Here is a 25,369-nt window from a genome sequence, read left to right on the forward strand (position 1 = left end):
AACAGCTGGTGCCATGCTTTCCCCGCTCCTGCAAAATCAGGAGTCGGGATTGAGACCCCGAATCTACAAGGCGCCGGGAAGACGCCTATAGCTGTATGCGTCTTTTTTTGTGCGCGAAATATCCCTTTTATGGTGGGGTATTCGGGGGGCACTTGTGCCCGCCGTTTCCTTGTAGCGGTAGTCTCAACCCGTCTACCCCGCCACCCAATCGAGATTGAGACCTCTTTGGTGGCGGTCATGCCACAGTACAAGGAGGCTCCCATGCCGAACCACGCCCTAGTTGCGCCTATCAGTCAGGCCAACAATTCCATCGCTCAATCTCTTGATATCGCAAGTCTCAGCCTGGACTCGCTGAGAAAGCTCCGCACCCTATTCCACAGCATTACCTGTATGCCGGAAAACGACCCAACCGCCCGTGAGTTAGCAGCCATAGGTGTTCAGCTCGCTGATGAATCGGCAAACATCATCGATTGTGAACGTGAAGACCTTGAAAACATGGAGAGCAAGTAATGAGTAACCTTATTCAAATCGTAGACAACCGAGCCACCACCACTTCCCTGGCTATTGCCGAGGGGGTGCAGCGGCCGCACAAGAATATTATCGAGCTGATTCGCCAGCACCGCGAGGATTTTGAAGCGTTTGGCCCACTCACGTTTGAAACGCGAGTGATTCGATCAGATGGAAAAGGGGGTCAGAAAGCAGAGATTGCAATCCTTAACGAACACCAGGCCACTACGCTAATCACCTTTATGCGCAATATCGGTGTGGTGAAAGAGTTCAAGAAGCGCCTAGTCAAAGCCTTCTTTGATATGCGTGATGAATTAAACCGGCGCAAGCCAGAGAATCTAAGCCGTATGGATATCCTCAAGATGGCTATGGATTCCGAGCAAGAGCGGGTGCGACTAGAGGGTGAGATTGTAGAGCAGCGGCCCAAGGTTGAATTCTACGATGAATTTGTCAACAGAGACGGCCTTTTTGGTCTCCAAAATGCCGGCCGAGCTCTACACCAGCCACCAAATAAATTTATTCAATGGCTCAAGCAAACCTATCTCTTTTATCAGGGTGGCGCCCTCGTCGCAAAGGCCCGGTACATCCAGCAGGGCCTGTTCGAAACCAAAACTGAGATTATCAACGACAAGCCCAGACCTCAGACCTGGATAACCCCTAAAGGTCTTCAATATTTCGCAAGCAAACTTCAGGAGTCCGCAGCATGACCACAGCAAAAACATACCCGCTCAGAGGATGTGAACCCAAAGAGAACACAAGAGTTGGAGGTAATCCCGCTGTTCGAAGTATCTACCCGGGCTGTGCCACTGCGATTTTAACCACTGACGACATAATGCAGATAGAGATTGCTCTGGAGCGTGCTCAAGAAGAATCGGAGCATCTTGAGGAGGAAATAGAGGGCGCCTTTGAGGCTTTACGAGCGGCGAAATCAAGAATGAATGAGCTGCATGGCGTTCTTGGTGCCTTCGATGGTAATGCCAGTGGAGGCTTAAGCAAAAAAGAAAGAATCAACTGGGATTAAGTTGTGCGGCGCGGCTTAGGTCGCGCCTTAGCTGACAGGAAAGGATTATGAGCAAACTATTAACCAAGCAAGAGATAGGGCGCTTAACTGGAGCCCCAGCAAGTAGTGCAAGAGCCCAAATGGAAGTTTTAGATGCTAATCGCATTCCCTATGTGCGCCGCAAGGACGGCTCACCGGCCCTAACCTGGGAAATGGTTAATCAGGCCACCCTGACCCGCAACACCTCAAAGCGGACCTCGGCCGGTGCTAATCTGCCAACAGGATTTAATTTGGATGCGATTAACTAATGGGTAGACGTCGCAGACCGGAAAATGCCTGGATGCCTCCGCATGTGGCTCGCTACAATGGAGGCTATCGGGTGCGCAAAACTGGCGTTCCTACCAAACACCTTGCGGGACCGGATGCCAGCAAGTCAGAAGTCTGGACTGCTTACGAGCGCTGGCAAGCGGGACAAACAGAAAAAGAGTTCACCGTAGCCGACCTAGTAGAACTTTACTTCGCATCACCTCAATACACCAAGTACTTAAAACCCAGCACGCAGAAAGACTACCTACGATACGCAAAAAAAATAATCGCCGTATTTGGTGAAATGCAGCCGGACGCCATTACATCTCCTTTAGTGCAAATGTTCATGGACTCTCGGGGCGCCAACCACCCAGCAACAGCGAACAGAGAGCGGACCCTTCTTGGAATTCTTATGAAATGGGGAAAGGCTCGCGGTTTTGTATCTATCGAAGACCCCACCAAAGCCGTGCGCCCATTTCCTGAATCGCCCGGCGGTCGCTATGTGCAAGATGAGGAATACAAAGCATTTTGGAATTGGCTGGGAGAGAGAGGCCACCTGATGCACCAATGCGCCATGGAAATAGCCTACTTATGCGCCGCACGGCAACAGGACGTTCTAGCCCTAACCCGACACCATATTCAGAAAGATGGCTTATTGATAACTCAAGCCAAGACAGGCAAGCAACAAATCAAACTCTGGACCACAACTCTACGGCGAGCAGTGGACACCGCACTCGCAGGGAACACCAACGCCAAAATCCAGACCGCCTACATAATTAGAGGCCGCACCGGCCAGGGGTACACCCGCACAGGATTCAATGCAGTTTGGCAGCGTGAGCAACGCGCGGCCCTAGCTGCAGGCATCATTAAAGAGCGCTTTCGTTTCCACGACCTGAAGATAAAAGCGGCAAGTGATTTCGAAGGCGATGTAAAACACTTCACCGGCCACAAAACAACCTCCATGGCTGAGCGTTACAATCGCACGCCAGATAGGGTTGTCCCATTGAATAGAGGCGGAGAAAGCGACGAAAAGAAGAATGATGAATAGGGTTCTATGTACTGGAAAAATGTACAGCTACAAGCTTAGAAAAAACCTCAATGTGGTAAAATTCGTACACTGTATATGTACATTTGGGGCCTAAAACGAAAAAACCCCGCACTTGGCGAGGTTTTAAGCCCTTGAAAAACAAGGAAGAATCTGGGGTGGCCGACGGGGATCGAACCCGCGACCTCAGGAGCCACAATCCTGTGCTCTACCAACTGAGCTACGGCCACCATAGTAGTGATATACTTCAGCACCTTGTGGCAGTACTGAATACCGGATATCTCTTGCAGCCAATCTGGCTTCAGACTAAGTCCTTTTTGCCAAACCAGCACCATCTTATGAAGATGGCGCGCCCGGCAGGACTCGAACCTGCGACCATCCGCTTAGAAGGCGGATGCTCTATCCAGCTGAGCTACGGGCGCAAGGTGAACCCGGAAAATTGGTCGGGGCAGAGGGATTCGAACCCCCGACATCCTGCTCCCAAAGCAGGCGCGCTACCAGACTGCGCTATGCCCCGTTTTCCAATCATTCGCACTTCATTGATCTTGCTTACCGCCCTTGGGGTGGTTGTTTAGATCGCTGCATTTGCGAAGTGCGCGCATAGTACTGATCCCCCAGGCCTGTGTCAACGCTTCTAAGCTATTATTTTTTAAGAAGTTTATCCTTTTGCCTATCAGGGGCCTGAAGTGGCGAAATTATTTCCAACCTGTGCGAAAATGGCGCACTTCGCGAATCCGACCGGATAAAAAGTAAGCGTTTTTAAAAATCGCCGGCTTCCGCCCTTCTTCTATATACAGTAGGTGCTGGAGCAGACCCCGGTCTATTTAGCACTCGATTTTTTATTGTTAGAGATAGCATCTATGTCTGCACTGGTTCTGGACGGCAAGGCCCTGGCACAGAAAACTGAAGAGGAACTTTCGGCTCGGGTAGCCACACTGAAGGAAAAGAGTGGCGGCCAAACGCCAATCCTGGCGACCATCCTGGTAGGTGATGACCCCGCCTCCGCCACTTACGTAAAGATGAAGGGCAATGCCTGCCGCCGAGTTGGCATGGATTCCCTCCAGGTGGAACTGCCCTCCTCCACCACCACTGAGCAGCTACTCGCCAAGATCGAAGAACTGAACACCAACCCCAACGTCCACGGCATTTTGTTGCAGCACCCGGTACCGGCACAGATCGATGAGCGCGCCTGTTTCGATGCGATCAGCCTGGAGAAAGATGTAGACGGTGTAACCTGCCTGGGCTTTGGCCGTATGGCAATGGGTGAAGAGGCCTATGGCTGCGCGACTCCTAAAGGAATTATGCGTCTGTTGGAAGCCTATAATATTGACTTGGAAGGCAAGCATGCCGTGGTTGTGGGCCGCAGCCCCATTTTGGGTAAGCCGATGGCAGCCATGTTGTTGAATGCCAATGCCACCGTGACCATCTGTCACTCCCGCACCCAAGACCTGGCAGAGCATATACGCCGCGCCGATATCGTAGTGGGTGCCGTGGGCAAGCCTGAGTTTATCAAGGCCGAGTGGATTAAGGATGGCGCTGTGGTTGTGGATGCCGGTTACCACCCCGGCGGTGTCGGCGATATCGAGCTGGGCCCGCTGACCGAGCGCGCTGCCGCTTACACCCCGGTACCTGGTGGTGTTGGTCCCATGACCATCAATACCCTGATCTATCAATCTGTCGATTCCGGTGAGCGTAAAATTGGCTAACCTGATTCGTCTGGATAAAGCGGTCAGCCAGGTCACAGACCTCTCCCGCACTGATGTAAAGCGCGCCGCCTGGGCGGGGCGCATTACCGTCAATGGTGAGGTGGTCACCAATTCGGCCACCAAAATACAAGTCAGTGATGAGTTGTGCCTGGATGATGAGCCCCTGCACGAGCCGGGGCCCCGCTACATTATGTTGAACAAACCCCTGGGCTATGTCAGTGCCACCAAAGATGGCGAGCACCCTACGGTGCTGGACCTAATTGATGAGCCCAACAAGGCTAAGCTGCATATTGCCGGGCGCCTGGATATTGATACCACCGGCCTGGTTCTGCTTACCGATGATGGCCAGTGGTCCCATAAGGTGACCTCACCAAACCATCATTGCGACAAGACTTACTACGCTATGCTGGCGGAGAGGATTGAGGAGGGTGCGGTGGCAAAGTTTGCCAAGGGCATCTGGCTCAACAACGAAAAAAAGAGAACCAAACCGGCCAAGCTTGAGATTCTCTATGCCAACGAGGTGCGCCTCACCATTGGCGAGGGCCGCTACCATCAGGTAAAACGCATGTTCGCCGCCTTGGGTAACCGGGTATTAGAGCTACACCGGGAGAGAATCGGCGATATATGCCTGGATGAAGAACTCCAGGAAGGCGAATACCGCCTCCTTACCCCTGAAGAAATTGCTTCGGTACAGTAAACAGTATGTCTGCTCTTCTCCTCCAAGAACTCCTCCAGGCGCCTAGTGAAACCCTGTGGATTGCCGATGAAAACAGTAAACTCCTTCTACAGCAGGGGTTTCAATTTGATGGCGACCTGCTAAGCAACCGCTGGGATATCGCTGAACGGGCCGAGGGAAAAGTTGGACGCAGTTTCTTTAGCGATTTCCACTTCGAGGAGCTGGACCGCAATTACCGCCGTATTGTCTATTCGGTCTCCAAGGAAAAAGCGATCGTTCACCACATTATCAACCAGGCCCCACACTTTCTTGGTGAAGGCGGCGAGCTGGTGTTGTTAGGAGAAAAACAAAGCGGCATCAAAAGCTACGCCGCGAAGGCAGCTGAGCGCCTCGGCACCGCAAAGCAACTGCAAAAGCATGGCAACGAGTACTCCAGCACCAACCGCGTGGACCACCCAAGTGCCGGGGAATTGATTGGCGAGTTGGATTACCCACAACTGCGTAGCCTGCCAGAACTCAATGGCCTCTACAGCAAGCCTGGTCTGTTCGGCTGGAACAAGGTCGATAAAGGCAGCGCCCTGCTGGCCCAGCAACTCACCACTGAGCTACCCAAAGAAGGCGCCCATATCGTAGACCTGGGCTGCGGCTATGGCTACCTCAGCGCACAGTTAGCACCATTAGGTAAATTTCACTTTACCGCCACAGACAACAATGCCGCTGCCCTGCACGCCTGTGAGAGGAACTTCCACTCCCTGGGCATGGAGGGCGTAGTACTACCATCGGATGCCGGTTCGGAATTGGAAAGCGGGATAGCTGACCTGGTGTTGTGCAACCCTCCATTCCACCAAGGCTTTCAAGTAGAGGGGGATCTAACGGACCGTTTCTTACAGCACAGCGCAAGGCTGCTAAAAATGACTGGTACGGCGCTCTTTGTGGTAAATGAATTTATTCCGCTGGCAAAGAAAGGGCCGCACTACTACTCCGAAGTACAGCTGGTTACCAGGGAAAAGGGCTTCTGCGTATATCGGTTGCACCCTTAAGTCGCAGACTTAAGGGGCACTGAATAAGTAGAAATAAAGGCGAGGGAGCCGCCAGGGCGGGCTTAATAGTCGCGCAAATTGAAGAGGTTCATCGAAAGCGTGTGCTCTTCCAGCTCTTCCAGTTGCCGCAAGCGCTCAAAAGCTTCGCGGGCGGAGGGCGTTTCAGCCCCCTGAGCCAGATCCCGATATTGATCCGCCAGGTAAATCTCTATGTCCATCGCGAGCTTGGCGATATCATCGAGGTTGTTGATATCAATGCTACGTAAGCGTTGCAGGAACTCTTTCTCTCGCCCCTCAGGAGCAAACTGCACCCAGGTGTGCAAGGCTCCCGGTGGCAAGTCTGCGTGGAAATTCTCCAGCGAGTGTTTCATGGAATCCTCTCGCCGCCTGAGCTGGTCTAGCAATAGCTCCACCCGCTTGTTGGTGGCGAGCTGTTCGTACTCCTCGTACTGCATCGCCAGCTTGGCATGGAAGTCCCTTCCTTCCTGAATCACTTCCTCAACCGTTTTGTACCGCATCGACCGGTCCCAGAAAAAGTAAGTCGCTAATTCCAGTATAGGCAGCTGGTGACAAAGGGCGCCAATCAATAACATCATTGAGGCGACAGCGTTTTCGCTGACTGGTAGGTATTCTCGTTTACGCCAAACTTGAGTCAGAAATGAGAGAGAAGGAGGTCATAAATGTCAGCGTAGGCGGCTCATCTTAAATTCGAGGCGGCGAGTGGGGTTGGCAGGATTGATTTTTTCCGGAGCACGGCTATTCAGTTCTGACAGGGGTAAAGCCTTGCGGCTAACAGCCAAAATATGATTTTCATACTGCGGCATATGCGCCATCCAAGCGCCCTTCAAGCATTGGCGCATTGACTGCTGGCGCCAGGCACTGCTCTGCAGTTCATCCCTGTCACCAAAATTACTCACCAGGACCCCATCCTTGTGCAGAAGGCGCAACAAGGTTGAGCACCACTCTTTGTTCGCGGGTATGGCGCGCTGCGCCACTCCCTGGCAGTGGCCAAACAGGTCATCAATCACCAAATCGAATCTCTCACCCGATGAATCGCTCAGATAATCAGCCACATACTCTCTGGCATCGGCACACACCAACTCAACGTCACAAACATCGAAGAAACGGCGGGCAACCTCCAAATGCACCGGGTCCAGATCCACACCAACAATGCGCTTTGCCGAGGTAAAGGCTTGGAGCAGACGGATTAGAGCACCGCCTCCTACACCGAGGAGCAGCACGGAATTCAGGCGTTGCTCAGGGAGAAAAAATGCCGGCAGCAGAAGCAACTCCCAAAGAGAACCTTTAAGGGGATCTCGGGAATTCCACTGGGAGTGAAAAACGCCATTACTGTAAAGACGCACACTGGCGCCGTGGTTACGCACCTGATAGCAGGTATCGCCAACCTGCTTCTGCCACAGCAACGCCATTAGCTTTCAGGTAAATCGGAAGATTTCAGCAGCACCTGGGCGAAGGACTGCAAACCAGTCAGATCCTCTTGAGTAAAGCGTGCAACCGTAGGGCTATCAATATCCAACACACCGAGACAGCGTCCGTTGTTGTCGTAAAGCGGAATGACCACTTCAGAAGCAGAAACCGCATCACAAGCGATATGCCCTGGAAACTGATGCACATCCTCAACTAATTGGGATTCGCCAGTGGAAACCGCAGTACCACAGACACCGGCACCAACAGGAATACGAGTACACGCCGGCTTGCCCTGGAAGGGCCCCAGGCGTAACTCTTCGCCGTGCAGAAAGTAGAAGCCCGCCCAGTTAATGTCTTCCAGCTCCATAAAAAGCAGTGCGCTGGCATTGGCGGTATTGGCCAACCAGTCCCTTTCAGCTGACAGCAGGCCCTCCAGCTGCCCACTCAGAGACGCATAAAATTTATCTAACAACATTGGCCGGATAGCCCCTCTCAATCTGTGGCTGCAAATAAAGTCTGCTACATACAGCGAACCCGTGAAATACCCAGCGCAATGCGCGCCAAGAGGCAGGTATTTTGCGGGCTTTGGGGCTGGAATCAATAGCTAATAACAAATTACTGGTAGGGGTCCAGTACTTCCTCCCTATCAGATTCCTCCTGGTATCGGTCTGCATCCATGGTGGGGCGGGACCACTCACTGTCCTGCTCGACATTGCCGTTATTAGATTTGATGGCTGGTGGTGCAGTTGTGACATCGGAAGCAATCAGACCATTGGTGGCTTTTCCATATCTTTTCTCAACAACCGGTTTTGGTGGTACAGGCTTGGGTACCTCCCGACGGATACGGCTGGCCATAGAGCTGAGATTGGGGCGGCGACGCTCGGCAAGCTTCGCTGCCTCCAGCTCGCTGTTAAGCCGATTGACCTCCGCTTGTAAGTCACCCATCTGCGCCTGCAGCTCGGTAATCTGGGTCAGCACGCCTTTTACTTTACGGCTTTCCTTCTCGTATAAAATAGCGGCGCCGCCAAAGGCCACAACAAAGATGACCAGGATAGAAAACTGACGCATAGAAATCTCCGGAAACTTCCCTTCTTTCTTTTAAAGGGCTTTGTACAGTAAATTTCCTGCATCTTCCGAGAAATTGCGCATAAAAAACAAGTTCAACGGCTAACCAAAGCCTTTGCAGTCACCATTCCCCAAAAACCACCAATTGAAATTTATCGGTTAGTGACAGCTTTAAACGAGCGTCCCAGCCAGCTCGCCAATCTCAACCGCCTCCTGATCCACATAGCGATTGGTGTCTGAAATTGCTGGCAACAGCGTGTCATCTGCGTATTGGCAACCAATAGTTTGCACCAGCTTTTGCCCCACCTTTTCCGCCTGCTCCGGAGCATGGGCTTTTCCCGTGCGCAGAAAATGCAGTAACAGATCGTAGCCCGGGCGCCAGCACTGCAAGCCGGGAAAGCTCTTTCTCAGCGCTGCGGCAATCCGCAATCCTTCATAGTCCAGGTCCCCCCAGAAAAATGTTGGAACAGTTCGGGACTCCCCATCGTGCCACCAGGTTAGGAATTGCTGCCGGGTATTTTCACCAACCACATTAATAGTGCTGAAGCGCACCCTCTCCCGATTGCGAATCCGTTCTGCGCCGCCCTGGTAGCCCTCGCTATAAACCAGTGCTGCACGACTGGGTTGCAGCTCCGCCAAGCTAATAAAAGTGTCCTGGTTTTCGATAAAAATGACCTGCTCAAATTGCCTGGGCAGGTAGGCGTGGAGTAAAAGCTGGCGCTCCTGGATTTTACGGCTCAGGTCAGGATAGAGGTTGCGCACCAGGGATTGACGGCTGGGTAATTCCAGGTATTTGGAATCCCCTTTAAAGCAGCGCGCGGCTAATTGTCGCCAGGAAATTTTATCGGCAAAGATCAGCTCTCTGCCGACGGAAACCCAGCAAGCAATAATTTCTTCGACTGACTCAAACCCCGGTTGGAGCTCCAAGCCTTCGAGGGGAAAAGCAGAGGGATTCTCAAAGCGATCGACATAGGGTTCCAGCAGGCTGGTCCAGGCGGATTGGCGAACGGTGGGGGATGGGCGATTGAGCCACAGGCGCAGCTGTTCCTCGCTGGCATCCCGAAAAATCAATTGGGCCCCCTGCCACTCGGCAATACCCGGCCGCCTTTTCGGATTCGGTTTCACCGTAAAACACTGATATTCCCGCGCAAAGTGCTGCAATTCATTCCACAGCTCCTGTTCATCTTGATCAGGGTCCCTGAGGGGCTCCAACACTTCCAACCAGCGCTTGCTGCCAGCGCGCAAATCCAGCCTGAAACTAATGCGGGCTTCCTTGCCGCGTTCCAGCTGGCTGTCCCGCCGATCCAGAATAAAATTCAGGATGCCGATTAACAGCGGGTTTTCCTCTACCCAATAGGGCAATGCCTTTTCCATCGGTTGCCTCCCTGCCAATGGAGGGGTTTCCCCCGAAAATACCTATCCCTCTACTTCTACCAGGTCCATAAAATCCAGCGATGCCTGTTGGCGAATCGTGCGGCGGTGGTTGGCCCAGAGTTCGGCGATGCGCTCCTGGTTGCACACCTTGCGATCCACATACACCCGGGTATTCAGCTGGCCGATAGGCTTGGCACTGGGGCACTTGCTGAATACAAACTGATTCGAGATCAGGTCCATAAAAGGCCCGGATTTACTGCTGGGCATAATGAACAGCAGCTGTAGCCCAAGGGTTTCAGTCAGGTAACGGATCACTTCCTTGGAGCGGGACTCATCCATTTTGGAGAAGGCCTCATCCACCAGCACCATTTGCAAATGGCTGCCGCTTTCACCAAAGCGGAAGGCTGAAGTGACCGCTGCGGAGCGGATAATATAAGCCGGTGTTTCCAACTGGCCGCCGGACCCGGTGCCGTACTGGCTGAGCGCAATCGGCTCCTTGCCTTCCGGCTCCTTGTAGATCTCATAGCTGCGGTAGTTGCGATAATCACTGATGCGATCCAGCTCGCGCCGCGCCACCTGCTCATCCTCACTCAGCAGCATACTCAACAGGCGGTCCCGTACCTTGCGGTGCTTGGGCGCCAAGTCCGTGTCGAACAGGCTCTGCTCTTCGCCCAAGTTCGGCAGTTCGATTACCGCCTTAAAGAAGCTCCAGTATTCCTTGAATTCCGCCACCCACTGGTAGTCGAAACGGAAGCGCTCGCGATCCGCGCCAAAACGGTGGTGCTCCAGCTCTTTGTTCAGATCATCCAACACGCGCTTACCATCGTTAATGGACTGGTAAATAGCGTGGCACAAGTGGGTTACAAAAGTGGTGTTAAAGGATTTTTTCAATCCCAGCAGTTGATCGTGGCGCTCTACCAACAGGTTGTTCTTCAGGCGGTTGCGCAGAGTCTCTACCTGATCGCCGAGACCGCTGATCAACTTGAACAGGCCATCTTTGTGGCCGCCACTCAAGTCTGGCTCAAACACCAGGGTATCGACGCTGGCACAGGTGGCGTTGTACTCCATCACCGAGCGATCCAACTGGCGACTGTATTTTTCCAGCTGTCCTTGCGAACTTTCGATATCCGCCGAGAAGTCAAAGTTGTCTGCTGCGCGCTCTACCTGCTCGTCGGCAGTAACCAGCACCTGCTCGGCATCGAAAGTGGGATCGATGGCGGTAATACGCCTTACCATTTCCTCACTGTCACTGGCGGCATCGTCCAGGGACTCCAGCTCACCAGACAGGGCGTATAAGAGCTTTTCATTGCTCCTTAGTTTGGTCTCCAGAGAGCCATGCTTGCGCTGGAGGTCAGACAACTGCTTCTGCTGGTCTTTAAGCTGGGCCTTGAGTTCATCGACCTGCTGCTCAAACTGCTCGAAGTCCTTCAGGTCCAGGTTTTCCAGGGCCCGCTCAGCGCTGCGCCATTCCCGCTGGGCCGCCAGGGCGGAATCCACTATGGACAACAGCTTGATATTCGCCAATCCTCGCACCGCATTGGTGACACGGCGGTAGAGCTGGTGGCGCTCGTTAACGTGGGCCGCCTCTTCCAGCAACTGCTCCATAGCGCGCTGCTGCGCCGCCAGTGCGCGGGCGCGGGCGCCCTGGCCGAATACCAACTCGGCATCGTCCATATCGCAGCGCCACATGCTGTAGTTGCCACTGGCCATACCGTCGGCAGTCAGGCCCCGGCGGGTGCCGCGCAGCTCGTGTTCATCCTCCACCTGTATCACAGCACCGTAGGAGGCGCGCAAATAGTGCTCGGCAGTTTTATGGGTGAACTCCATCAGTTCGATAATGGAGCCCGACGGCGTATCCAGGCGCTCCGCATCGCGGCGGGCTTTATCCCCCTGGATCACACGAGCGCGGTTGTTGCGCCCGGGCAGGCCGCGCACGATACGAATCGCGCGGGCCTCGTGTTCCGGCTCCACAATAATCGAGAAACGCGCGCCGCCCAGATAACCTTCAATCGCCATCTGCCAGCGCTCATCCAGCACTTCCACATAATCACACAGGACGCGGGGCTCCGCCTCCGGGCACTGCTCGCGAATTGCGGCCAGGGCCACTTCTACCGATTGGGGGTAGCGCACGCGGTTGGCCTGGAGATGCTGAATGCGACTTTCCTGGGTGCGCAGCTGCTTTTGCAGCTGCTGTACTTTTTGCTCCCAGCGGGAGGCCTGCTGGGCAATCTGCTCTTTGGGGGAAACCTCATCACCGGCGCCAGCTTTACTACTGCTATCCAGCAGGTCGAAGAGGCGGTTCTGTAGGGCCTCACTGCTGGCAGCGCGCTCGCGTAGTGGCTCCAATGCAGCCAGGTCAATCCAGTCCTTACCCAACAACTTGTGCAGATCCGGCAGGTCTTCCTCACGGGCCACCTGCTTGATCGCCTGCACCAGTGCTTTATCGGAGAAGGCGGGAATTTCCAGCTCGGCGGAGGTGGAGTTGAGCAGGTTTAATAATTCCTCAGCGGCCTCGCGGTTCTCGCGCCAGCGGGCCTCTTCGGCAGACATGGGGGTGTGCTGCTGGGACAGAAGGCTCAGGGCATTGTTAATACGCTGTTCCAGTTCGTCCTTATTGCGCAGCGCATCGATACCCAGGCGCTGGGCTTGAAGCTCTACCAGCTGACCATTGAGCTGCTCGACGCGCTCGGAGGCGACGCGCACTTCACGCTCATTGTTGTCCAGATCGCTGCGCAGTTTTTTCTGGTCGTTCTTGCCACTCAGATAACTCTTTTGCACCCGCTGCTGGCGATGGCGTGCGCACAAATATTCCTGCACCCGCAACTGCAACCACTGCTCCCGGTAGAGCTCTACCGACTGGGCGATGGCCTCCAGGGAACTGACCCGCTCCACAATCTGGCGGGCTTCCTGCTCCATGCTGTGAATGGTTTTCATCAGCTCGGAGACGGAGCGGATGGCATCACCCAGATCGCGTTTTTCCAATACTTCCTGGGCGACAAAATCGTTGATGCTTTTTACTGGCTTGTAGGCCATAAAATTGGCAAAGGTGCGCGCGGCGTGCATGGCCTCGCGATCGGAGACCGCATCGCGGCGTCCGCGCAGGGCACCGTAAAGGCGGCGCAGGTAGGCCTTTTTCTTGTCGTACTGCTCTACTTTTTCGAACTGCTTGCTCAGGACCTGGTTGAATTTATCCAGCGGCAGCAGGTGTTTGCCATCGGTGTAATCCCGGACAAAATCCCCCATCACCAACTGCTCGCCGGGGAATACGAAAAAGCGCAAATCACTTTGGCGAGCCTGGGCGGGTTTGCTGCTGTTATCCAGGTGCGCGCGAATCCCCATCACTGCGGTAAAAGGCTCAGCATCGTCTTCACCGCTGGTGGGATGGAAAATACCGGCGATGTAACAGTCGGTGGGCTCTACACGGGCATAACTGCCGTCGTCACAACCCAGCACATAGGAGGCTAGCGTCCGCACCTGCTTTCCACCGCGCCCGCGCTGGGTGGTTTCATCCTGCCCCGGGTTAAAGGTAAACAGGGTGTCGTGGGCGGCGGTCATCAATGTCTGGATAGCATCGGCCGCTGTAGTTTTACCGGAACCGTTGCCACCGGAAAACAGGTTGATCGGGCCGAAATCATATTCCAACTGCGGGATATTGCCCCAGTTAATCAGGATCAGTTTTTTTAGGAACATAGTCTTTTCAAAAAAACGGTCTTTTCAAAAGCAGGGTCTTTTTGCAGGCGGGAAGCCGACACCCTTCTTCGAGGCTCCCGGGCGCGATTTACGCAAACCCGGGCGGTCGAATGTTTTCGATTTTTTATAGCCGTTACTGCGGCCTCTATTTTCAACTAGGAAGCGGCTTCACTCTCAAACAGGCTGTTATCTTCGACTTCTGGAGTGATGCGTTCGAGCGTTTGCTCTTCTTCCGTCTGATCAACCTCGCCAACCTCATGAGCTTGAGCGGCTTCGTTCTCCGCTGCGGGCGGGGCCTCGCTGTCGATCAGCTGGTGCAATACCGACTCGCTGACAAAGTGGGCGATGGTCGGGCGCACGCGCAGCCACACTTCCGCACTGGTCTCCACTTCTTCGCTGCTGAACTGCACCAAACGCAGCTGGCGCAATTTCTTCAGCAGGTTTTTGCGCTCGGCGTGTTTATCCGGCAGGGACATTTTCAGCAGGTTGCGCATACCGAGTTCCAGGGCTTCCATCGACAGCGCGGCACAACCACTCTCATCCACCTGCCCTTCCCGCAGCGCTTTATCGTATTCCACCCGCAGAGCGAGAATCGCAGCCACTTCCTGCTGACTGAGGCGGGCGCGGAAGCCACCGTGGTGCGGCTCTTCCTGATCCGGCAGACCCGGTACTTCGGCGCCGGGTGGATACACGCGGATAAACTGGAAACGACTGTCGTGCTGCAAACGCAATCCCAGCGGGGCCAACCACTCGCGCACCAGCTGCTCGCAGCGCTGGAAGCGATCGTAAAGAGTGGTTTCGATAACGCTTTCATCCCGGCAGATAACGCCGTAATCCAACAGGCGCACCAGCAGCTCGGAAAACTCGCTGCGGTTCAGGCGACACTGCGCCAGGGCCTCTTCCAAAGCCTGTTCAATCACTGTTTTTCAACTCCAGGATATATTCGTCAAATTTGGTGAAATAATCATTGCTGGCGATTTCACCGGTAAATTTCACCTGCAAGTCGGCGGCGCCGCTCTGGTTCACCGCCGCCGCTTCGATCACATGGCACATAGCGAGCAGATCACGCGCATCGCGCAATGGCAGGTTGCGGCTGTTGATCTGGCGGCCGGTGCCGAGGGCATCACTCAGATAATCGCGCAGGTTACTGTTGTTGAAATTAAACGCCTGGTCGAGCAGTTGTTGCAGCTCGATCTCGCGGCGGTTCTCTTCACCGATGGGGGTTTCATCTTCGACCCGGGTATTCACCGGCTGGCGGCGATTGCGCTGCCACAGCTGGGTTTGTTTGGGGTCAAACAGGCGCAGCTGGAAGCCGCCCAGCTGTTCGCCCAGCTGCTCGAGGATATGTGTTTTTTGCTGGCTTTCACCGAGACGCTGGCACAGGTCCGCAAATTCACCTTCGGCCTGGCTGTGCAGGTAGCTGAGCTGGCGGATAATAATATCCGCACGCTTGGTAAAGCCCTGTAGTGCGCGGCGTAAAGCGGGCAACTTCACCTCGCAGGCGCGGCGCATGCGGTCCTCGATGGTATCGAGCATCAGCCACAACAGGGATTGGCCCGGTTGCACCAACTCCGGCAGCAGCTGGCGCAGGCGCTTCTCCCACTCCGCTTTCTGCACATCCTCCTTGCGGCGAATGCAGTCAATCACCCGGTTGATGGAATCGCGATGTTTTTCCACGCTGTCCGCAGACAGACGGATAGCCAGGTCCGGCTGGAAGCGACTTTCCATAAAGGAGAAAAACTCATCGGTGGCCTGCTGCACCAGCAACTGGGCTTCCACTTCCCGCACCATTTCCCGCTTGCGCTCTTCCAGCTCGGCGATCATATCGGTGAAATCCGCCACGATACGCTCGGAGTATTCCCAGGCATCGATCAAGTCGTGGATTTCACCTCGGCTGGCAAAGGCTTCCAGGGCATTTAAGGTGTTGCGGGTATTGCGGTGGCGGGTGCGCACGCGAGTGCCGTTCACTTCAACTAGTGGTTGAGTAAAAAGGCGGCCCCGGCGACTAAACGGATAGGTCGCGGTGAGCGTGGCGCTGTCTACCTGCTTCTCCAGCCAACCGAATTCCACCAGGCTGTTCAGTACCCAGACGGCCTGATCGCGCAGGTTGCGGAAGCGGCCCTCGGGGTCTTGCACCCCGTCCTCGCTATCGAGTTGGGGCGCGCGGGTCAGAGACTCGGCAAAAATTTCCAGAATCTGTTCGCGCAGTAAAGACTCACCGTAGTCAGCCTTGGCGGTGTACAGACGCTCATACAAAAGACGCAAGCACTCAACCACCTGTTCTCGGTATTTACCGGTCAGCGGGCGGAAGAAGTGCTGGTAGGAATCGACGAAGAACAACGACTATAGGCCCGCTTATTCCTCTTCCGGCTTTTGGTTGAAGACACAGTACTTGGTGTAGTCACGCCCATCATCCAGGGTCCATTGGCCCTTGGGCATTTTATCCATTTTTTCACACCAGGCATCGGAGCCGCGTTTGGGTTCGCAGGCAGTGAGAACAAAAGTGGCAGCAACGGCACTCAGCAGGACAATTACTTTTTTCATGACAAGTTTCTACAAATCAAATACATGTTTTATACCCTTCACCAACAAGTAATCTATCAGTAAAGGACAAGCACTAAAGGTGAGATCAGGAGAAATTTACTCGCGGCGCCACTTGGTGCCTTCGCGGCTATCCTCGAGTACCACACCTTTGGATTTTAACTCTTCGCGAATCTCATCGGCACGGGCAAAGTCACGGTTCTTCTTGCTCTGTGCACGCTCTTCGATCAGTGCTTCTACTTCTTCGGCAGAAATACCTTCACCGCCACCACGGGCCTGTTTGAACCAGGCTTCCGGGTCCTGCTGCAGGATACCCAGCATATCGCCAGCCGCCAGCAATAATCCTTTTAGGAGCGCCTTATCAGCCTCATCAGCTTTGTTCAGGTCGCGGGCAATCTGGTGCAGTTCACTGATAGCGATGGGCGTATTCAGGTCATCTTCCAGAGCCTTGATAAAGGCACTATCGGTCAGATCCGCCACTTTGGCCACAACCGATTCTGTTTCACGCAGGGCGCCATAAAGTGTATCCAGAGTCCGCCATGCCTGGTCCAGCAGTTCACCGCTGAAATTCAGCTCGGAACGGTAGTGGGCCGATAGCAGAGCGAAGCGCAGTACCTCACCTGGGTATTGACTCAGCAGATCTTTGACCATGCGGAAGTTACCCAGGGACTTGGACATCTTTTCGCCATCGATATTGACGTAGCCGTTGTGCATCCAGTAGCGCACAAAATCCACACCATTGGCGCAGCAGCTCTGGGCGCGCTCATTCTCGTGATGGGGGAAAGTCAGGTCGCGACCGCCGCCGTGAATATCGATAGTGTCACCCAGGTGCTTCTTGATCATCGCCGAGCACTCCAAGTGCCAACCCGGGCGCCCACGGCCCCAGGGGCTGTCCCAGCCGGGCTCGTCATCGGCGGACGGCTTCCACAATACGAAGTCGCCGGCGTACTTTTTGTAAGGCGCTACTTCCACCCGCGCACCGGCGAGCATATCGTCGAGGGAGCGCTTGGACAGCTGTCCGTACTCCTGCATGGATTCCACGGCGAACAGCACATGGCCTTCGGCGGCGTAGGCGTGGCCTTTCTCCAGCAGGCTTTCGATCATCGCGATCATTTCCGGCAAGTGCTGAGTGGCGTAGGGGACAATATCCGGCTCCAGGTTATTGAGCGCGGCCATATCCTCGTAGTAAGCCTGGGCATAGCGCGCCGACAGCACGCCGATTTCCTCTCCGTTATCCCGCGCGGTCTTCATGATTTTGTCGTCAATATCGGTGATATTGCGCGCGTAAATCACATCGCTGAAATTTCTTTTCAGTACCCGGTACAGGGTGTCAAACACCACCACAGGGCGGGCATTGCCAATATGCACGCGGTTGTACACGGTGGGGCCACACACATACATGCGCACCTGATCTTCCACCAGTGGTACGAAGGGTTCTTTCTTCCCGGAAAACGTGTTGTAGACCTGTAGAGACATCTTTTCTCTCGAATTCTTTTTGCTGTGTGGCTGGGCCAATCATTAACCCAGCCGCGAAAACTGCCGCTCGGGCAGCTCTCCGCTTTGCTATTTGTTTTGCTCTTTGGCCCAGCTGTCGCGCAGACCAATGGTGCGGTTAAACACCGGCGCTTCTGCGCTGCCGTACTTGCTGTCGCGACAGAAGTAGCCGTTGCGCTCGAACTGGTAGCCCTGCTCCGGCTCCGCTTTGGCCAGGCCGATTTCCGCCTTACAGCCTTTTAGGATTTGCAGGTTGTCCGGGTTTACGCAGTCGAGGAAGTTCTTACCGCCAGCATCCGGCGCCGCATCATTGAACAAGCGATCGTACAGACGCACTTCGCAATCGACATTGTTGTCCGCAGATACCCAGTGAATAACGCCTTTCGGTTTAACGCCGTCGGCCGGGTCTTTGCCCAGGGTGTCCAGATCAACCGAGCAGATCACCTCAACAATTTCACCGGCATCGTTCTTCACTACTTCTTCAGCAAAGATCACATAGGCGTTGCGCAGGCGAACTTTTTTGCCCAGCACCAGACGCTTGTACTTCTTGTTGGCCTCTTCGCGGAAGTCCTCTTTCTCAATATAGAGAGTGCGGCCAAAAGGAAGTTCACGGGCCGGCAGATCGTCGCGTACCGGGTGGCCCGGTGCTGACAGCATTTCTTCCTGGCCTTCCGGGTAATTTTTCAGGGTGATCTTCAGAGGCTCCATCACACACATGGCGCGCGGTGCATTTTTATCCAGATCGTCGCGAATACTGTATTCCAGCATACCCACATCTACGACTGAGTCGGAGCGGGTTACACCGATCATCTCGCAGAAGTTGCGAATAGAAGCCGGGGTGAAGCCGCGACGGCGCATACCGGACAGGGTCGGCATGCGGGGATCATCCCAGCCGTCCACATGGCCTTCGTCTACCAACTGCTTGAGTTTGCGCTTGGACACCACCGTGTAGTTGAGGTGCAGGCGTGCAAATTCATACTGGCGCGGGCGCGAGGGCACCGGCAGGTTATCGATCAGCCAGTCGTACAGCGGCTTGTGATCCTCAAACTCCAGGGTACAGATGGAGTGGCTGATACCCTCAATCGCATCGCACTGGCCGTGGGCGAAATCGTAGCTGGGGTAGATACACCACTTGTCACCAGTCTGGTGGTGGGCCATCTTTTTAATGCGGTAGATGATCGGGTCGCGCAGATTAATATTGGGCGCGGCCATATCGATCTTGGCGCGCAGGCTGCACTGACCCTCTTCCATTTCACCATTGCGCATCTTTTCAAATAACGCCAGGTTTTCCTCAACGGAGCGATCCCGGTAGGGGCTGTTCTTGCCCGGCTCTTTTAGTGTGCCGCGATAGTGGCGAGCCTCTTCCGCAGACAGGTCGCAAACGTAGGCTTTTCCCTCTTTAATCAAGTGCAGTGCCCACTCATACAATTGATCAAAATTATCCGAGGAGTACTTGACTTCGTCGTTCCACTCAAAACCTAACCAGGAAACGTCACGCTTAATTGCGTCGACATACTCTTCCTCTTCCTTCGCGGGATTGGTGTCGTCAAAACGTAAATTACAAGTACCGCCAAACTCCTGGGCCAGACCAAAATTCAGACAGATGGACTTGGCATGACCAACATGCAGATAGCCATTCGGCTCCGGCGGAAAGCGGGTTGCCACTTGAGCTACCCGACCCTCAGCCAGGTCTTCACGGATAAGGTTCTGTAAAAAGTGAGCGGGCTTGCTCTCGGATGTCATAGGAATCTCTGCTACAGCTGTGCGAATGTAAACGGCGAATTATAGCCTAGTTGAGCGACAGAATATCGGATTTGAAACTTTGCATGTGAATGATTTTCTATGGCAGCGTTTACTTTTTAGCCAATCAGCACGGATTGCTCCACTTGGCGTTTTACAGCCACAGTCTACAAGGTATTATGCCGCCCCAAATCAACCCTCATAGGACACTTTATGATCACCCTGCACACCACCCACGGAGATATTGCTATCGAATTGGATTTCGACAAGGCTCCCAAAACTGCAGCTAACTTCCTGCAGTACTGCCGTGATGATTTTTACACTGGAACCATCTTCCATCGGGTGATCAATAACTTCATGATTCAGGGCGGCGGTATGACCCCGGACATGGAGCAAAAAGCCACTCGCGAGTCGATTGAAAATGAAGCTGACAACGGCCTCAAGAACGACACCGGCACCCTGGCCATGGCCCGCACTATGGACCCGCACTCCGCCAGCTCCCAGTTCTTTATCAATGTAAAAGACAACGATTTCCTGAACTTCCGCAGCAAGGATTCCCAGGGCTGGGGCTACTGCGTATTCGGCAAGGTGACCGATGGCATGGACGTTGTAAACAAGATCAAGAGTGTAAAAACCGGTAGCAAAGGCTTCCACCAGGACGTTCCCCTGGAAACTATCGAAATCACCGGTGTCAGCATCTCTGACGACTACGCGGCAAAGTAATTCCACGGAAATCTTAGATCCTAAGGCGGGGACATTGTCTACTTATTTCATTTCTGATCTGCATCTCGATGAGGCGCGCCCGGATATCACCCGGGCCTTCTTTGACTTCCTGCGTGGCCCAGCGGCAGGCGCTGAAGCACTGTATATTCTCGGCGATTTTTTTGAGGCGTGGATCGGCGATGACGACGATGCTCCCCTAATCGATGAAGTTATACGGGAACTCAGTCACTACAGTGGTACTGGTGTTGAGCTGTACCTGATGCACGGCAACCGCGATTTCCTGCTCGGCGCCGACTTCGCCCAGCGCGTGGGCGCGGTACTACTGCAAGATCCAACCTCCCTTTCCCTGGCCGGTCACCGAGTTTTACTAATGCACGGCGACAGCCTGTGCACTTTAGACAAAGAATATATGGCATTTCGCCGCCAGGCCCGCGACAGTAACTGGCAGCAGGCTCTGCTGGCCAAATCACTTGAAGAACGTCGCGCCATTGCCGCACAAATTCGTGCAGCCTCCAAAGCCATGAACAGCCGCAAAGCGGAAGACATCATGGATGTTACTCCCGAGGAGGTGGAAAGAATCATGCGCGAATTTAGCGTGGATATACTAATCCACGGCCACACCCATCGACCTGGGCGTCACAGCCTGAGCATTAGCGGTGCGCCGGCGGAGCGCATTGTATTGGGCGACTGGGATAAAAATGGCTGGTGCCTAAAAGCGGGTAAAGACTCGCTGGAATTAATCCACTGGCCAATCGACTGATCCGCCGTTACCGACTGAGGCGCTGCTCTTCCTGCACCGCCTCGACCAGTTTCCGCAGACTCTCTCGCAACCGCTCCTCTCCTCCGAAGCAAAACCCCTTGCGGCGCAAATAGGCGCAGTCCATCACCGCGGGCGGTACACCTTGAGCTTCCGGGGGAAGCGGGCCACGCTCCCCGGATATCAATTGGATAATCTTCGCTACCTGACGGTTGCTTACTAAGCGATCGCTACAATTTACTGCTAGGCCACGAGCATCCTCCTCCCCCAGTAAAAGCGCCACTGCCCTGGCAACATCTTCACCATGTACTTCGCTGGCAGTTCTCCCTTCCAGGTAGGATTCCCCCCTGACAACAGAACGGGCGATGTCATACCACTTGCTGCGCGCCAGTGGATTTACCACGCCATAAACGCCGGTGAGGCGCAGGGACACCGCATGCCACCGGCGCTGTTGTGCCCAAGCGGACACCATTGCTTCCACTGCAGATTTGTAGGCTCCATAAAAAGTATCAGGGCGGGCAACCTGGCCCTCTCGCAAAATCCCGCGCAATTGCCCGGTGGCATACACTGCCCGACTGGAAATAAACAAGAACTTCTCCACTCTAGCAGCATGAGCTTTTTGCATCAGTACCAGGGTGCGATTTAGATTGGCTTCGAGAAAGCCGGCGAGATTACTCCCTTCCCCGCCCCGATAGCGCCCTGGCAGATGGTCATAAGCTCCGTGAATTACGATGTTGAGGCCATCAACAAAATTTGAAAGCGCCCGGTCATCAGCCAGATCACCTTTGATCCATTTGAGATTTTTATTTTCGCTTGGGCCATAGAATATTTCCGCTTTCTTTGCGGAGCGCAACAGGGCCCGCACTTGGCAGCCCCTCTGCAAGAAATACCGGACAATAAACTGCCCCACATAGCCGCTGGCACCGGTAATCCCAATGTTCACAATGTACCCGCCCCGGACTGCACCTGTTGTGCACGCACCAGGTCGTCTAATTGTGCAGTGATATCCCGCCCCCTATAAACTGCCCACCACAAATCGATCAACGGTTTGAGACGCTCCGCTTTGGGATGCGGCTGCTGCCAAGGCTTTTCATATTGGTAATGGATAGTGTGAATACTACTCCACCCCCACAGTTGGGGAAAATTCAGAAATAGATACTGAAGGGCGTTGTAAATATATGGCAAGCCGTGCCACTTTGGGAAAAATGACTGAAGAAAAGTCTGGTCGGTACGCCGCCAAAAAGCTCCGGGGCGATCCAGTATCGCTAGCATTTTCCGATGAGTGGTTTCACTCGGTACAGCAGTAAAGGCCCCAGAATTCATTCGATGAAAACCGTCCAAACCTTCATACAGGTTTGGCGCCGCACAGAATTCCGGGTACCCCATAAGGTGATCGATATTGCGTAGCACCAAAATATCAGCATCTAGGAAAACGACCTTATCGTAACCGGTAAGTAACCACAGTGACAATTTGCAGAAATTATTCAGGGGGTCATGAAAAGTAGGCTTCCCCCCCCGATCAAACGGTGCCTGTCGATGCAACGCCTCGCGACCGTGCCGGCTGGCAAACTCGTCTGAGAACTGTGGCGGATGCACGTCCTCAATCAAGCAGCCGGCTCGCTCGAGCGGTGCAGTATCACAGCTTCCCTCAACCACCATGCAGACCAGGGGGTATTTACTCCCTACTCGGTCGAGGGAATACTTCAACGCTGTAGCCCCGATAACATAGCCGGAGCTGTTTACGAGGGTAACGAAAGCACATCGGGACATGGTGTTACGTAAGGGTTACGTAAGGGTTACGGCAACATAAAAATTATTACCAGTTCAGCAGGAAGACCTGTTACAGCGGGGGCATGCTGTTCTTTGGTCCGCAAACCAAGCGGGCGTGCCATCGATCCACAAAGCCTTCCATCTGCTCATGGTTAAAGCAATTGACATTATAGATAAAGCTGGCTCGCAACTGGCCGCCATAAACCGCCAAAGACAGATAGATGCCATAAGGTGTGAGGCGTGTCGGCAGGGGGATGGTACGGATTTTCAGGTCATCCGCTAACGAAATCCAATCGGAAATTTCACCGGTATAAACACCCGCAAACCCCTCTTGGTGCTCTTCCGCCTGGAGAAAAGTGATCAGGTAGCAGTGGGATGCGTTGAGGTTATGACCGATACTTCCATGGGGACCAATAGCATCTGCCGCGTAAACAGTGCGCACCGCACGCTTGATTTCCGACGACAGACGCCTCAATTTTTCCTGCCAGGATTCATTCCGGCAGACCCTCAAATTCGCATAGCGGAACATTGGGCCCACCACATCCCTATGCTCCCGTTCCAAGCGCAGAGACAGATTGGTGTTCATCCAGAAATCATCATGAATGAATTCACACAGTGTTTGCTGGTAGGCCGCACATAGGTAGGTAAATAGACTGATATCCTCAGAGTCTGCATGTACCCGTATCTGCCGAAACTCCTCTCCGTCAATGTTATGATTGATTTCACAGCAAATAATCGAGGCAATTTCCTGATTGGAAGCTCGCTCCACTGTTTCCTGTTGCAGTGCCAGTTTATTCTCCCAGTAATACTGCGCCTTTTGTCCCCGCCCTGACTCCAAGTAGGCATTCTCAAAGTTTACGTAATCGGCAAAGTCCGTCGTCTCCATTTTCGGTCTATAGCTTTTGCCCGCGTCCAGGCTCAAATAGCCATACAGAGCTTCAGCCCAAAGCTGCGACAAGCTGGTGCCATCGATAATAATGTGGTGACACTTGGCGAGAAAAATATATTCATCCTCATCGGTACGGAACAGACACAGGCCTAGCAACTGATCCGCATCCAGATCCATCGGTGAACTACAGAACTGGCGCAAAAAGCTAGTGATATGCTCCTTGCTCATGTGGCGGATATCTATATAGTCGAGTTCAATATCATCGAAACTCCTGAAAACTGGCTCACCGCTATATCGGCAGCGGAGAATCGGATAGGTATTGGCCACGCCAAATACGACCTTCTCAAAAAGGCCGACATTAACACGCCCTTTCACATTCAAAGCGCGCGAGATCAGGTCAGCCAGCGCCTTGCGATGGTTCAAATCATAAATGCGCCGCTCAGTAATCGACAAAGGCACATTAGATGAAGAGTTCCAGCCGGCCATGGCGATCTCCCCAAAAAAAACTATCTGCGACTAATTGGCCGGCCGAATCAATTCGGTGGGATCTCCCATTACTTCCCCCAACTCAGCCTCATTCAGCAGCATAGGCTGCTCTGAAACAGGACGTGCACGCCAATAGGAGCGCCAGGGAATAAATTTTGGGTTACAGCGGTGGGCGTACCTGCCGGCAACTTCCGAGATTTCTTCCATGAGCCCTTGGGCCAGGAAAGTGGGCTTCAACCCCAATTTACACAGGCTGGCATTCTCCACAGAAAGAGTATTTTCCGAGGCTTCATTACGGGGATTGTCGACAAAAGATATGCCGACCCCAGTAGCATAGGAGATCATGGTGGCGAGATCTCGCACTCGATGGGTTTCGCTCATCTGGTTCATGATGCGCACTCGCTCTCCAGGCACCGGAGCGGATTCAATCGCAAGCTTGATGCACTGCACGGTGTCAGATATATGAATAAAAGCGCGGGTTTGCCCGCCTGTACCATGCACCGTCAAATCGTGTCCGGTGGCGGCCTGCATCAAGAAGCGATTCAACACTGTGCCGTAGTCACCGTCATAGTCAAAGCGATTGATCAGTCTTTCATCAATGGAAGTTTCCACCGTTTGCGTGCCCCAAACGATCCCCTGGTGCAGATCGGTAATACGTACACCATCATTCTTGTTGTAGTAGGCAAACAGCAGCTGATCCTGTGACTTTGTCAGGTGATAGATACTACCGGGATTGGTTGGATACAGAATCTGCTGGGAAACACGCTGGCCATCTTCCAGTGGGACTTCAACATTCAGGTAACCTTCGGGAATCTTCACACCCCCAGAGCCATAACCGTAAACACCCATGGTGCCTAAATGCACAATGTGGGTATCAACCCCGGCATCCACCACAGCGGCCAGTAAATTATTCGTGGCATTGATATTGTTGGAGACGGTATAACGCTTGTGCTGTGTTTTATACACATCATTTAAATCCATTTAAAGCTTCCGCCGCCTCCATGTAATGAAGCAGTTTTGTGTATCCCTGCCAATCAGTTTTAACTCCCGGCCCACCATCACCGCTACACCCCAAAAAGCCGCCAAGGCCTGCCAGCATACGAGTTATATCTCTCATACTTGGAAGTTCATT

General features: G+C 53.9%; 26 protein-coding genes and 3 tRNA genes. 10 read left to right on the forward strand and 19 right to left on the reverse strand.

The features are described from left to right. The 5 genes from ACCI49_RS18755 to ACCI49_RS18775 form a co-directional block, all read left to right on the forward strand. Nucleotides 1–510 (forward strand): hypothetical protein (locus ACCI49_RS18755; RefSeq protein ID WP_371840692.1); only part of this gene is annotated, 510 nt, incomplete at its 5' end. Beyond that, nucleotides 510–1,214, forward strand: a complete 705-nt coding sequence (locus tag ACCI49_RS18760; protein WP_371840694.1) for a phage antirepressor KilAC domain-containing protein — start codon at nucleotides 510–512, stop codon at nucleotides 1,212–1,214. The genes ACCI49_RS18755 and ACCI49_RS18760, both read left to right, overlap by 1 nt. Further along, nucleotides 1,211–1,528, forward strand: a complete 318-nt coding sequence (locus ACCI49_RS18765) for a hypothetical protein (RefSeq protein ID WP_371840695.1) — start codon at nucleotides 1,211–1,213, stop codon at nucleotides 1,526–1,528. Before ACCI49_RS18760 ends, ACCI49_RS18765 begins: the two co-directional genes overlap by 4 nt. Nucleotides 1,529–1,575: 47 nt before the next feature. After that, nucleotides 1,576–1,815, forward strand: coding sequence for a DUF4224 domain-containing protein (locus ACCI49_RS18770; RefSeq protein WP_371840696.1), 240 nt, complete (start codon nucleotides 1,576–1,578; stop codon nucleotides 1,813–1,815). Further along, nucleotides 1,815–2,861: a tyrosine-type recombinase/integrase gene (locus tag ACCI49_RS18775; protein WP_371840697.1), complete on the forward strand. Its 1,047-nt coding sequence runs from the start codon at nucleotides 1,815–1,817 to the stop codon at nucleotides 2,859–2,861. The genes ACCI49_RS18770 and ACCI49_RS18775 overlap by 1 nt, the downstream gene beginning before the upstream one ends. A gap of 151 nt (nucleotides 2,862–3,012) precedes the next feature. Here the strand turns inward: ACCI49_RS18775 and ACCI49_RS18780 are convergent. The 3 genes from ACCI49_RS18780 to ACCI49_RS18790 form a co-directional block, all read right to left on the reverse strand. Further along, nucleotides 3,013–3,088: transfer RNA gene (locus ACCI49_RS18780), tRNA-His, on the reverse strand. A gap of 115 nt (nucleotides 3,089–3,203) precedes the next feature. Further along, nucleotides 3,204–3,280 (reverse strand) — tRNA-Arg (locus tag ACCI49_RS18785). 18 nt (nucleotides 3,281–3,298) lie between these two features. Then, nucleotides 3,299–3,375, reverse strand: a tRNA-Pro gene (locus ACCI49_RS18790). 343 nt (nucleotides 3,376–3,718) lie between these two features. Here ACCI49_RS18790 and folD point away from each other — a divergent pair. The 3 genes from folD to ACCI49_RS18805 are packed head-to-tail and all read left to right on the forward strand — an operon-like array spanning nucleotide 3,719 to nucleotide 6,280. After that, a complete protein-coding gene (folD, locus tag ACCI49_RS18795; protein WP_371840698.1) occupies nucleotides 3,719–4,564 on the forward strand; it encodes a bifunctional methylenetetrahydrofolate dehydrogenase/methenyltetrahydrofolate cyclohydrolase FolD in 846 nt (281 codons plus the stop codon). After that, on the forward strand, nucleotides 4,557–5,261 hold the full coding sequence (rsuA, locus tag ACCI49_RS18800) for a 16S rRNA pseudouridine(516) synthase RsuA (RefSeq protein ID WP_371840699.1): 705 nt from the start codon (nucleotides 4,557–4,559) through the stop codon (nucleotides 5,259–5,261). The genes folD and rsuA overlap by 8 nt, the downstream gene beginning before the upstream one ends. Before the next feature lie 5 nt (nucleotides 5,262–5,266). Beyond that, a complete protein-coding gene (locus ACCI49_RS18805) occupies nucleotides 5,267–6,280 on the forward strand; it encodes a class I SAM-dependent methyltransferase (RefSeq protein WP_371840700.1) in 1,014 nt (337 codons plus the stop codon). A 62-nt stretch (nucleotides 6,281–6,342) separates the two neighbouring features. Here ACCI49_RS18805 and ACCI49_RS18810 read toward each other — a convergent pair whose 3' ends face one another. The 11 genes from ACCI49_RS18810 to ACCI49_RS18860 form a co-directional block, all read right to left on the reverse strand. Beyond that, nucleotides 6,343–6,798, reverse strand: a complete 456-nt coding sequence (locus ACCI49_RS18810; RefSeq protein ID WP_371840701.1) for a hypothetical protein — start codon at nucleotides 6,796–6,798, stop codon at nucleotides 6,343–6,345. A gap of 165 nt (nucleotides 6,799–6,963) precedes the next feature. Then, nucleotides 6,964–7,710, reverse strand: a complete 747-nt coding sequence (locus ACCI49_RS18815; protein ID WP_371840702.1) for a methyltransferase domain-containing protein — start codon at nucleotides 7,708–7,710, stop codon at nucleotides 6,964–6,966. Further along, nucleotides 7,710–8,183: a free L-methionine (R)-S-oxide reductase MsrC gene (gene msrC, locus ACCI49_RS18820; RefSeq protein ID WP_371840703.1), complete on the reverse strand. Its 474-nt coding sequence runs from the start codon at nucleotides 8,181–8,183 to the stop codon at nucleotides 7,710–7,712. The genes ACCI49_RS18815 and msrC overlap by 1 nt, the downstream gene beginning before the upstream one ends. Nucleotides 8,184–8,323: 140 nt before the next feature. Further along, nucleotides 8,324–8,776: a hypothetical protein gene (locus tag ACCI49_RS18825; RefSeq protein ID WP_371840704.1), complete on the reverse strand. Its 453-nt coding sequence runs from the start codon at nucleotides 8,774–8,776 to the stop codon at nucleotides 8,324–8,326. 168 nt (nucleotides 8,777–8,944) lie between these two features. Beyond that, a complete protein-coding gene (locus ACCI49_RS18830) occupies nucleotides 8,945–10,147 on the reverse strand; it encodes a Wadjet anti-phage system protein JetD domain-containing protein (protein WP_371840706.1) in 1,203 nt (400 codons plus the stop codon). Between the two features lie 42 nt (nucleotides 10,148–10,189). Beyond that, nucleotides 10,190–13,837, reverse strand: coding sequence for an ATP-binding protein (locus ACCI49_RS18835; protein ID WP_371840708.1), 3,648 nt, complete (start codon nucleotides 13,835–13,837; stop codon nucleotides 10,190–10,192). A gap of 155 nt (nucleotides 13,838–13,992) precedes the next feature. Continuing rightward, the gene (locus ACCI49_RS18840) at nucleotides 13,993–14,757 is read right to left on the reverse strand and encodes a DUF4194 domain-containing protein (protein ID WP_371840709.1); all 765 of its coding nucleotides are present in this window, start codon (nucleotides 14,755–14,757) and stop codon (nucleotides 13,993–13,995) included. Continuing rightward, nucleotides 14,750–16,177: a Wadjet anti-phage system protein JetA family protein gene (locus ACCI49_RS18845; protein ID WP_371840710.1), complete on the reverse strand. Its 1,428-nt coding sequence runs from the start codon at nucleotides 16,175–16,177 to the stop codon at nucleotides 14,750–14,752. The genes ACCI49_RS18840 and ACCI49_RS18845 overlap by 8 nt, the downstream gene beginning before the upstream one ends. Nucleotides 16,178–16,192: 15 nt before the next feature. Beyond that, nucleotides 16,193–16,381, reverse strand: a complete 189-nt coding sequence (locus tag ACCI49_RS18850; RefSeq protein ID WP_371840711.1) for a DUF3012 domain-containing protein — start codon at nucleotides 16,379–16,381, stop codon at nucleotides 16,193–16,195. 96 nt (nucleotides 16,382–16,477) lie between these two features. Further along, entirely contained in the window at nucleotides 16,478–17,854 is a 1,377-nt protein-coding gene (gene cysS / locus ACCI49_RS18855) for a cysteine--tRNA ligase (RefSeq protein WP_371840713.1), read from the reverse strand. 87 nt (nucleotides 17,855–17,941) lie between these two features. After that, nucleotides 17,942–19,615, reverse strand: coding sequence for a glutamine--tRNA ligase/YqeY domain fusion protein (locus ACCI49_RS18860; protein ID WP_371840714.1), 1,674 nt, complete (start codon nucleotides 19,613–19,615; stop codon nucleotides 17,942–17,944). A 210-nt stretch (nucleotides 19,616–19,825) separates the two neighbouring features. On the opposite strand from ACCI49_RS18860, the gene ACCI49_RS18865 reads away from it, so the two are divergent. Beyond that, a complete protein-coding gene (locus tag ACCI49_RS18865) occupies nucleotides 19,826–20,335 on the forward strand; it encodes a peptidylprolyl isomerase (RefSeq protein ID WP_371840715.1) in 510 nt (169 codons plus the stop codon). Nucleotides 20,336–20,369: 34 nt separating this feature from the next. Then, on the forward strand, nucleotides 20,370–21,095 hold the full coding sequence (locus ACCI49_RS18870; protein WP_371840717.1) for a UDP-2,3-diacylglucosamine diphosphatase: 726 nt from the start codon (nucleotides 20,370–20,372) through the stop codon (nucleotides 21,093–21,095). 7 nt (nucleotides 21,096–21,102) lie between these two features. Here the strand turns inward: ACCI49_RS18870 and ACCI49_RS18875 are convergent, their stop codons facing one another. The 5 genes from ACCI49_RS18875 to ACCI49_RS18895 form a co-directional block, all read right to left on the reverse strand. After that, complete coding sequence (locus tag ACCI49_RS18875; RefSeq protein ID WP_371840719.1) at nucleotides 21,103–22,035, reverse strand: NAD-dependent epimerase/dehydratase family protein; 933 nt, start codon at nucleotides 22,033–22,035, stop codon at nucleotides 21,103–21,105. Further along, nucleotides 22,032–22,862, reverse strand: a complete 831-nt coding sequence (locus ACCI49_RS18880; protein ID WP_371840720.1) for a glycosyltransferase — start codon at nucleotides 22,860–22,862, stop codon at nucleotides 22,032–22,034. Before ACCI49_RS18880 ends, ACCI49_RS18875 begins: the two co-directional genes overlap by 4 nt. 70 nt (nucleotides 22,863–22,932) lie before the next feature. Beyond that, nucleotides 22,933–24,237: a condensation domain-containing protein gene (locus ACCI49_RS18885; protein ID WP_371840722.1), complete on the reverse strand. Its 1,305-nt coding sequence runs from the start codon at nucleotides 24,235–24,237 to the stop codon at nucleotides 22,933–22,935. A gap of 30 nt (nucleotides 24,238–24,267) precedes the next feature. Continuing rightward, on the reverse strand, nucleotides 24,268–25,218 hold the full coding sequence (locus ACCI49_RS18890) for an NAD-dependent epimerase/dehydratase family protein (RefSeq protein WP_371840723.1): 951 nt from the start codon (nucleotides 25,216–25,218) through the stop codon (nucleotides 24,268–24,270). After that, a complete protein-coding gene (locus tag ACCI49_RS18895) occupies nucleotides 25,205–25,354 on the reverse strand; it encodes an IS4 family transposase (RefSeq protein WP_371840724.1) in 150 nt (49 codons plus the stop codon). The genes ACCI49_RS18890 and ACCI49_RS18895 overlap by 14 nt, the downstream gene beginning before the upstream one ends. Nucleotides 25,355–25,369 lie beyond the last annotated feature (15 nt).

Origin of the sequence: Microbulbifer epialgicus (genome assembly GCF_041447265.1) — a bacterium.
GTDB classification, from domain to species: domain Bacteria; phylum Pseudomonadota; class Gammaproteobacteria; order Pseudomonadales; family Cellvibrionaceae; genus Microbulbifer; species Microbulbifer epialgicus.

Bases quoted from the DNA above. Each gene is read 5' to 3' on its own strand.
- ACCI49_RS18760 (WP_371840694.1), top strand. From the start codon at position 510: ATGAGTAACCTTATTCAAATCGTAGACAACCGAGCCACCACCACTTCC.
- ACCI49_RS18765 (WP_371840695.1), top strand. From the start codon at position 1,211: ATGACCACAGCAAAAACATACCCGCTCAGAGGATGTGAACCCAAAGAG.
- ACCI49_RS18770 (WP_371840696.1), top strand. From the start codon at position 1,576: ATGAGCAAACTATTAACCAAGCAAGAGATAGGGCGCTTAACTGGAGCC.
- ACCI49_RS18775 (WP_371840697.1), top strand. From the start codon at position 1,815: ATGGGTAGACGTCGCAGACCGGAAAATGCCTGGATGCCTCCGCATGTG.
- folD (WP_371840698.1), top strand. From the start codon at position 3,719: ATGTCTGCACTGGTTCTGGACGGCAAGGCCCTGGCACAGAAAACTGAA.
- ACCI49_RS18805 (WP_371840700.1), top strand. From the start codon at position 5,267: ATGTCTGCTCTTCTCCTCCAAGAACTCCTCCAGGCGCCTAGTGAAACC.
- ACCI49_RS18810 (WP_371840701.1), bottom strand. From the start codon at position 6,798: ATGCGGTACAAAACGGTTGAGGAAGTGATTCAGGAAGGAAGGGACTTC.
- ACCI49_RS18815 (WP_371840702.1), bottom strand. From the start codon at position 7,710: ATGGCGTTGCTGTGGCAGAAGCAGGTTGGCGATACCTGCTATCAGGTG.
- msrC (WP_371840703.1), bottom strand. From the start codon at position 8,183: ATGTTGTTAGATAAATTTTATGCGTCTCTGAGTGGGCAGCTGGAGGGC.
- ACCI49_RS18825 (WP_371840704.1), bottom strand. From the start codon at position 8,776: ATGCGTCAGTTTTCTATCCTGGTCATCTTTGTTGTGGCCTTTGGCGGC.
- ACCI49_RS18830 (WP_371840706.1), bottom strand. From the start codon at position 10,147: ATGGAAAAGGCATTGCCCTATTGGGTAGAGGAAAACCCGCTGTTAATC.
- ACCI49_RS18835 (WP_371840708.1), bottom strand. From the start codon at position 13,837: ATGTTCCTAAAAAAACTGATCCTGATTAACTGGGGCAATATCCCGCAG.
- ACCI49_RS18850 (WP_371840711.1), bottom strand. From the start codon at position 16,381: ATGAAAAAAGTAATTGTCCTGCTGAGTGCCGTTGCTGCCACTTTTGTT.
- cysS (WP_371840713.1), bottom strand. From the start codon at position 17,854: ATGTCTCTACAGGTCTACAACACGTTTTCCGGGAAGAAAGAACCCTTC.
- ACCI49_RS18860 (WP_371840714.1), bottom strand. From the start codon at position 19,615: ATGACATCCGAGAGCAAGCCCGCTCACTTTTTACAGAACCTTATCCGT.
- ACCI49_RS18865 (WP_371840715.1), top strand. From the start codon at position 19,826: ATGATCACCCTGCACACCACCCACGGAGATATTGCTATCGAATTGGAT.
- ACCI49_RS18880 (WP_371840720.1), bottom strand. From the start codon at position 22,862: ATGTCCCGATGTGCTTTCGTTACCCTCGTAAACAGCTCCGGCTATGTT.
- ACCI49_RS18885 (WP_371840722.1), bottom strand. From the start codon at position 24,237: ATGGCCGGCTGGAACTCTTCATCTAATGTGCCTTTGTCGATTACTGAG.
- ACCI49_RS18890 (WP_371840723.1), bottom strand. From the start codon at position 25,218: ATGGATTTAAATGATGTGTATAAAACACAGCACAAGCGTTATACCGTC.
- ACCI49_RS18895 (WP_371840724.1), bottom strand. From the start codon at position 25,354: ATGAGAGATATAACTCGTATGCTGGCAGGCCTTGGCGGCTTTTTGGGG.